8 protein-coding genes are annotated in these 6,262 nt (G+C 48.5%); 5 read left to right on the top strand and 3 right to left on the bottom strand.

Annotated elements, in window-relative coordinates; genetic code table 11:
• From VFK44_07105 to VFK44_07095, 3 genes are all read right to left on the bottom strand, one after another.
• Positions 1–2,052: PBP1A family penicillin-binding protein (locus tag VFK44_07105; GenBank protein ID HET7628140.1), on the bottom strand; the 2,052-nt coding region annotated here is incomplete at its 3' end.
• A 58-nt stretch (positions 2,053–2,110) separates the two neighbouring features.
• Positions 2,111–2,689, bottom strand: a complete 579-nt coding sequence (gene recU / locus VFK44_07100; protein ID HET7628139.1) for a Holliday junction resolvase RecU — start codon at positions 2,687–2,689, stop codon at positions 2,111–2,113.
• Between the two features lie 181 nt (positions 2,690–2,870).
• The gene (locus VFK44_07095; protein HET7628138.1) at positions 2,871–2,993 is read right to left on the bottom strand and encodes a hypothetical protein; all 123 of its coding nucleotides are present in this window, start codon (positions 2,991–2,993) and stop codon (positions 2,871–2,873) included.
• 151 nt (positions 2,994–3,144) lie between these two features.
• Here VFK44_07095 and VFK44_07090 point away from each other — a divergent pair, with 151 nt between their 5' ends.
• The 5 genes from VFK44_07090 (at position 3,145) to VFK44_07070 (ending at position 6,020) form a co-directional block, all read left to right on the top strand.
• Entirely contained in the window at positions 3,145–3,651 is a 507-nt protein-coding gene (locus VFK44_07090) for a MerR family transcriptional regulator (protein HET7628137.1), read from the top strand.
• Between the two features lie 69 nt (positions 3,652–3,720).
• Positions 3,721–4,089 carry a YppE family protein gene (locus VFK44_07085; protein HET7628136.1) on the top strand — a complete coding sequence of 123 codons (369 nt, stop codon included), beginning with the start codon at positions 3,721–3,723 and terminating at the stop codon, positions 4,087–4,089.
• A gap of 60 nt (positions 4,090–4,149) precedes the next feature.
• Positions 4,150–4,905 (top strand): threonine/serine exporter family protein, encoded by a 756-nt coding sequence (locus tag VFK44_07080; GenBank protein ID HET7628135.1) that lies wholly within the window; start codon positions 4,150–4,152, stop codon positions 4,903–4,905.
• Between the two features lie 16 nt (positions 4,906–4,921).
• Complete coding sequence (locus VFK44_07075; GenBank protein ID HET7628134.1) at positions 4,922–5,368, top strand: threonine/serine exporter family protein; 447 nt, start codon at positions 4,922–4,924, stop codon at positions 5,366–5,368.
• 22 nt (positions 5,369–5,390) lie between these two features.
• Entirely contained in the window at positions 5,391–6,020 is a 630-nt protein-coding gene (locus VFK44_07070; GenBank protein HET7628133.1) for a DUF624 domain-containing protein, read from the top strand.
• Positions 6,021–6,262: the final 242 nt, after the last annotated feature.

Here is a 6,262-nt window from a genome sequence, read left to right as displayed (position 1 = left end):
TTCCGGCGTATTTTCGGAAGGCAGTTTTCTCGTATCTTTCTCGATCGCTACTTTCACGACGGAATCAGGCATTTCCCAATCCTCGACGTCTTTGCTCGAGATGTCGCTGATCAATTTCTTGAAGTACAGTTTCGCTAAATCGGTAGCGTCGATGCCTTCGCCGAAGCGAATGAACTGAACGTTACCGTCTTCATCGGTAATGCTCGGGTAACCCGTCCAGACGGATAACGTGAATTCCGGCGTGTAGCCGGTGAACCATTCGTCCAAATAACCGTCTTCAGAAATGTCGTATTTCTCCTGCGTTTTGTCGGGGATTTGCGTCGACCCCGTCTTACCGGCAACGGGCAAGCCTGAAATGTCGGCCATTTGACCGGTTCCCTTATTTACGACGGCTTTCAACATGTCAGTGATCATGTAAGCGGTATAGTCGTGCATCGCCACTTCCGGTTCGTGATGCAATTCTACCGTTTTTCCGTTCGGGAAGACAACCTTCCGAACCGCGTACGGTTCATGGTAGACACCTTTATTTCCAAAGGCGGAGTATGCGCCCGCCATTTGCAACGGAGAAACATTCATCGTACCGAGCGCAGCCGAGTAATAATACGAATCTTTCAACGGTATGCCGAGCCCCTGTACAAATCCGCTTACTTTATCTTTGCCGACCTCTTCCGTCGTCGCGACGAGCGCTTTAACTGCAGGAACGTTTCGCGACCATGCAAGGGCTCTTTCGATCGTCATCTTGCCCCAATATTCTCCGTCCCATTCTCCGACCACTGTATCGGATCCGGGGTATTTGTATTTTTCGTCGACGATCGGATGAACTGTCGGCCATTTCAGAAATTCAATTGCGGGTCCGTAATCCAAGATCGGTTTAATGTTCGATCCTGGAATGTTAGACGTGTCGAGCGCCCGATTTGTACCGCTCTGAAAACTTGTGTAATCGCGCCCGCCGCCGATTGCTCGGATTGCGCCTGTTTTCGTGTCGAGCAAAGCGGCGCCGATATCAAAGTTTTTGTCGGGATATGGAATTTCGTCTGAGTGCTGCAACTTGTAAACTTTCTTTTGCGATTCCGGATCGACGGTCGTGTAAATCTTCAATCCGCCTTGCTTAAATTGCGTCAGGTCGGTAACAATCTTTTGTTCTTTCAACTCCTTGAATACTTCTTCGAGAAAGGCACCGTAATACGGCGGTGTCGAATCCTCATCTTTCTTCGCGAGCAGCTTCGTTACCGGTTTTGCTTTTGCTTCTTGCGCTTGTTTTTCAGAAATGGCGCCGGTTTCCACCATCGCTTCCAACACTTGATTGCGCCGCTCAGCCGCTTTTTTCGGATGTTCATAAGGATCATACGCGGATGGAGCGTTTGGAAGACCGGCGAGCAGTGCCATTTGCGACAAGTTCAATTTCGAGAGATCTTTCGTGTCGAAATACACCTCGGCTGCTGTTTTCAATCCGTACGCGCCGTTTCCGTAATAAATTTTATTCAAGTACATTTCAAGAATTTCGTCTTTCGTGTAATGCTGCTCGAGTTGGATCGCCAACCAGGCTTCCTGGATTTTGCGAACGAACGTTTTCTTCGGCGACAAAATGGACCGTTTCACGACTTGCTGTGTGATCGTGCTTCCGCCTTCGGCCAGCCGCCCTTTCCGTATGTCGTCGATGGCGGCGCCGATAATGCGCCGAACGTCGATGCCGAAATGATCGTAAAACCGCCGGTCTTCAATAGAAATGACGGCTTGTTTCATCATCTCCGGTACGTTTTTGATATCGACTTTGTCACGTTCAATTGTCTCGCTGAACTCGGTTGGGATCGGATCGTTATTTCGGTCATAAAACGTCGTCGTAAACGGCGTATCGAGCATCGCCGGCTTCAGCGTCGGCGCGTCTTGAATGATCGCAAACACCGCGATCGTCCCGGCCACGAGCCCTGCCCCGATGAAGAGCAGCAAGCCGAGAAGGATTTTTTTTACGAGCGAAGCCCGATCCTTTTTGGTTTTCGCATTCGCTTTTTGCTTTTGTCTCCGTTCTTGGCGTGAACGATAGTCGTTGGACATAGCTAATCCTGCCTTTCAGAAGCTTTCTCCTCTTCCAAAGCTTCGCTTCAAGATTCGTTCATGAATCAAAGTACATTTTATCAACAATCGACAAATAGTCAATTCGCGGACGGAATCCGCACGGGACGAGTTCTCCCGAGGCGGCGATTTCCGATTTCTTTACGGATTTGCGCCCGCCTTCTTTTTGCTCGTGCCAGAACTGCAACAGGCGGGAAGCATCAAGAAAATAAACTTCCCCGCTTGCCGCGAATCGGAGCAGTACGAAACAATGGCCTCCATGGTTTATTACCCGTTTCATGTGAACCATTTGATGTTCGTGAAAATTTTTTAGCGGGAACGATGTTTTTTGCTGCGTTTCTTTCGCCTCGAAGTCTATATATCTACCGCGATACACGCCATTGTAATCGGTCGTCGAAGGTTTGCGGAAATAAGCTTCTTTAATGACCGCTGCGCTTCGTTTCGGGTAATCAACATCGACGATTTGGACGGGGGTCGGCTTTTTATGGATGACGGCCTTTCCGCAGGTGACATAATATTCATTCGACAAATTGATGTCTTCTTCAAGCGTCATGCCGCGGTTCCCGTAGGTGGCCGTCTGTTTGCGAACCGTTTTGCCGTTCGGATAATTGAACTTCACAAGGGTTCCTCCGATCCGTATACGCTATGAATTGCGCAATTGTTTCTTGTCCATACCATTATAACGTAAAGCGGGGATCGAAAAGAAACAAAATCTACGAAAGTAAAATTTCACGTACCGTACTTATTTTACAAACTTCCATTTATTCAACGACAAAAAAAGCAGCGAGCGGCTCGCTGCCTTACGTGGAAGGGCGATCGGGACCTTCCAATTTCTTGTTGCCGTATCCCGTCTTTTTTTCCTCTTTCGGTTCGACATCGTTTTTGCGTTCCGTTTCGGTTCTTCTCGTATCGTCATTTTTCATGCAGATCACCCCTTTGTACGTAGTTTGCGTTTGAGATATTGTTATCATTCCACTTTCTTTGCCGAAAGGGCACTAGTTTTGTCTGGAACGCAGGGACTCAAAGGGAAGCGGGCGAATACTTGTTTAAATCCAAATTTACGGAGGGAATGTCATGCTCGTTAAAACGAAAACGGTCTCGAACACTCTGAATGTCAACCCCTCGACGATACAACGTTGGGTCAAACATTTCAATTTGCCTTGCAAACGAAACGATCACGGTCATTTGCTCTACAGCGAGCAAGATATCGAAACGTTAAAGCAGATAAAAACCCAATTGGCGCAAGGGTTGTCGATGGACGATGTCACTTTGTCGTTAAAGGAAACGAAAGTTTCCGAGACGGTACCTACGTCCTGCTTTGAAAAAAAACTGGACCGTATGGTTGCGCAAATTCACGCGTTGGAGGATAAACTTTCGCAAAAAGCGGACGAAGTCGTTTCCGTACAACTGTATCAACACCGGAATGAATTGGACGATTTAACGAAAACGATCGATCGCGTTGAAAATCGCTTGGAGACGATTGAAGCACAATTGTCCGATTTTGCGCCTGCGAAAGAACAACATTTGGAAGAAAGCGAAAACCGTAAGCGCGGGTGGCTCGTCGGTATTTTCGGCACGTAAGCAGCGGAAACGTCCCTTCGTGTAATGTGACCGCAAATTTGGTACGATGGTCAGTACGGAGGGGTAAACGTGAAAAAAAAAGAAATGACGCGTTTGTTGGAATTGACTGAACGATTGCGGCAGCTAAACGAACAAGCGAGAAAGCAGTTCGTCGAGCGGACGAGAGGTGAAGGGTACGAATGCGACTTTTACGGAGAAGTCAAGCCTTTTGCGGAAAAAGTCGAACAGTTGGCGGACGAATGGCGTTCGCTCGTGTTGCGGTGGATTCAAGAGGAGAAACCGGACAAGCTTTATCCGATTCAAATCCACGATACTTACGACAACCTTATTGCCGCCTCCGTCCTCGTGTTTCAAAAGGACGCCCGGCGAAAAAGATTGTTGGAAATGATTAAGTCGATTGATTATGTGCTCGAATCCGCGGCATTTGGTTTGAAATAATTCGTCAAGGCCGAGGTCCGTCCCGGACTTTGGTCTTTTTGTCATGAAGGGAGGACGTCCATGAACGAGTTGGATGAATTGATGGAAGTGAGCTTGTTGGCCGGAAAAATCATGCTGATGAGCGGGGCAGAGACGTACCGCGTCGAAGATACGATGAGAAGGCTGGCGCAATCGTTCGCGGCGAAAACGTCTCATGCTTTCGTAACGCCGACCGGCATCATTTTGTCGGTCGGGGGAGCGGATGGGACAAAAGAGAAGACAACCTTCATCCGCATCACTGACCGTTCGAACGATTTGCACAAAGTGGCGATGGTGAATCACGTGTCAAGGGAAGCCAGCGCAGGAAAACTTTCTTTGCATGAAGCATTGACTCAATTGAAGGCCGTCGATAAGGCGGAAACGTCTTTTCCGGAGTGGGTGCAAGTGTCGGCGGCGGCATTTGTGAGCGCCGCTTTTTTGCTCATGTTTGACGGCAGTTGGTCGGATGCTGCTCCGGCATTCATCACCGGCGGCACCGGCTATTATTTGTTTTTGCGGTTCCAAAAAGGCCTTCACGTGCGTTTTTTCTCCGAATTGTTTGCAGCTTTCAGCATCGGTGTAATCGCTCGCTTGTTTGTATATGTGTCGTTTGGTTCGGCGTTGGATCTCATTATCATCGGCTCAATCATGCCGCTCGTCCCCGGCGTGCTCATCACAAATGCCGTTCGCGATTTAATGGCTGGTCACCTCGTATCCGGTTTGTCGCGCGGGGCGGAGGCATTTCTTACGGCGACGGCCATTGGTGCCGGCATCGCCATCGTTATTGCTTGGATATGAAAGGCGGGAACATTCGATGAATTTGACCATGTTCATTACCGGGTTTATCGCCTCCGCAGGATTCGGCTTTTTGTTCAACGTCCCCCGGAGAGCAGTTTTCGCTGGCGGAATTGCAGGCATGACCGGCTGGGTCATTTATGACGTCCTCCTGTCAGTCGTTCAGTTAAACATTGTCGTTTCGACTGCGGCGGCTGCTTTTGCGATTGCCGTCCTTTCGCAATTGTTCGCCCGCGTTTACAAAATGCCGGTAATTATTTTCAGCGCCGCCGGCATTATTCCGCTCGTTCCGGGAGGGGTTGCTTACAACACGATGCGCCGTTTTGTCAGCAATGATTATTATGCAGCCGTCGAGCTTGCCGCACAAGTCTTTTTGATTTCAGGAGCGATTGCGTTCGGACTTGTCCTTGCAAACGTATTCCAACCGCTTTTCAAACCGAAACACGAGGCAGAACGTCGCGAATAAAAGGCAGAGAGGGGGGATAAGGGTGAAGAACATTACCGGTACTCTGTACGTCCTGTGCGAATGGGCGATGAAGTTGGCTTATGCCAATCTTGTTTGGTTGTTGTTTTCGTTGTGCGGGGCTGTATTGTTCGGTGTTATTCCAGCAACTGCGGCGCTGTTTTCGGTCTTGGGCAAGTGGCTGAAGGGAGAGGACGACTTTCGTGTGCTGCCTGTATTTTGGCAGGTTTACCGCAATCATTTTTTACGTTTGAACGGCTTCGGCTTGTTATGGGGCTTGATTGGCTTTTTCCTCTATCTGGATGTACGATTTTTGACGAATCATGACGGATTCGCAGCAACCGCGATGCAGCTTGCGGTATACGTTGTCCTTCTTTTGTATCTCGTAACGACACTTTATTTTTTTCCAGTATACACCGCTTTCCGATTAACCGTTTTCCAATCTGTGAAGGTGTCGCTCGTCTTCGGCTTGTCTCATGTCATGTCGACACTGGCGATGGTCGGGGGAACGGCAATGTTTTTTTTGTTCTTTTACTTCTTCCCGTACTTTTCAGGAATGATTGTATTATTCGGGGCGAGCCTGCCTGCCTTTATCATTCAATCCGCAGCGCGAAGAGTACTTGCGAACGTTCCGTTGGCGAGCGAACGAGAATAACCCATCCATACACAACCGCATAAAACATGATCGAAACGAGGAACTCCTATTAAGAGGGTTCCTCGTTTGCTTGTTGCAAGCATTCAAGAAGGTAATTGATGGGCTTCAACGAAGTCTATCCAGCGTTGTCCGTCGATCTGAAAATCTTCGTAAAATTATTTTAGTTAAGGCTATTGACAATTTTGGGTGATTCATTTACCATCGGTTTAAATCATTCAAAAACCCACATGAAACGTTAGAAA

It is taken from the genome of Bacillales bacterium (genome assembly GCA_035700025.1).
In the GTDB taxonomy this organism is placed as follows: domain Bacteria; phylum Bacillota; class Bacilli; order Bacillales; family DASSOY01; genus DASSOY01.
The sequence above is the reverse complement of the archived record's forward strand: the minus strand, read 5'-3'. Positions and strand labels throughout refer to the sequence as shown.